This window comes from Petrocella sp. FN5 (assembly GCF_029210395.1).
GTDB lineage: Bacteria > Bacillota > Clostridia > Lachnospirales > Vallitaleaceae > Petrocella.
On record NZ_JARGDP010000212.1, the window covers coordinates 1 to 713 of the forward strand.

Annotated in this window: 2 protein-coding genes; both read left to right on the forward strand. The window is 31.3% G+C overall.

The features are described 5' to 3' along the window. Positions 1-89: 89 nt before the first annotated feature. The gene (locus P0N36_RS15545) at positions 90-398 is read left to right on the forward strand and encodes a type II toxin-antitoxin system RelB/DinJ family antitoxin (protein ID WP_275843804.1); all 309 of its coding nucleotides are present in this window, start codon (positions 90-92) and stop codon (positions 396-398) included. Beyond that, a complete protein-coding gene (locus P0N36_RS15550; RefSeq protein ID WP_275843805.1) occupies positions 395-706 on the forward strand; it encodes a type II toxin-antitoxin system RelE/ParE family toxin in 312 nt (103 codons plus the stop codon). The genes P0N36_RS15545 and P0N36_RS15550 overlap by 4 nt, the downstream gene beginning before the upstream one ends. The last annotated feature ends 7 nt before the right edge of the window (positions 707-713 follow it).

Here is a 713-nt window from a genome sequence, read left to right on the forward strand (position 1 = left end):
CAAGAAAAATCAATAATCTAAGCATAATCCGGAAAACGCTTGAATTGTAACGCATATTACGTTACAATATAATAAAGGAGATGATATATATGCCAAATACTACAACCTTAAATTTGAGAGTAAATCCAATAGTTAAGAAACAAGCGGAAGAAATTTTATCAGAATTAGGTATTCCAATGTCTACGGCGATAAATATGTATTTAAGGCAGATCAATTTGACAGGAGGTATTCCTTTTTCTGTTGAATTACCTAAAGCGCCTGATGAAATAAATGCTGAATTAATGACAGATCTAGAGTTGCATGATAAGTTACAAAAAGGCTACGATGATGTTGAAGCAGGTAAAGTGTCGAATGCATCTGAAACTTTCAAATTGTTAAAAGAGAAACATTCAATATGAAAGAGTTCAATATTGAGATAACGAATGAAGCAATAAATGATTTGGAAAGAATATACTTATATATTGCAAATAGTCTATTATCACCAGAAATTGCCAGTGGTCAATACGAACGGATTACACTGAATATAATGAAACTAGATACTATGCCAGAAAGGTATCGCTTAATTGAATCAGAGCCAGAACATTCTAGAGGACTCCGCATAATGCCGGTAGATAATTATTCCGTTATATATGTTATTAAAAATCAGAAAGTTATTATTACAAATATCTTATACAGCGCTTCAGACCTTCATAATAGACTTAAATAATGGATTA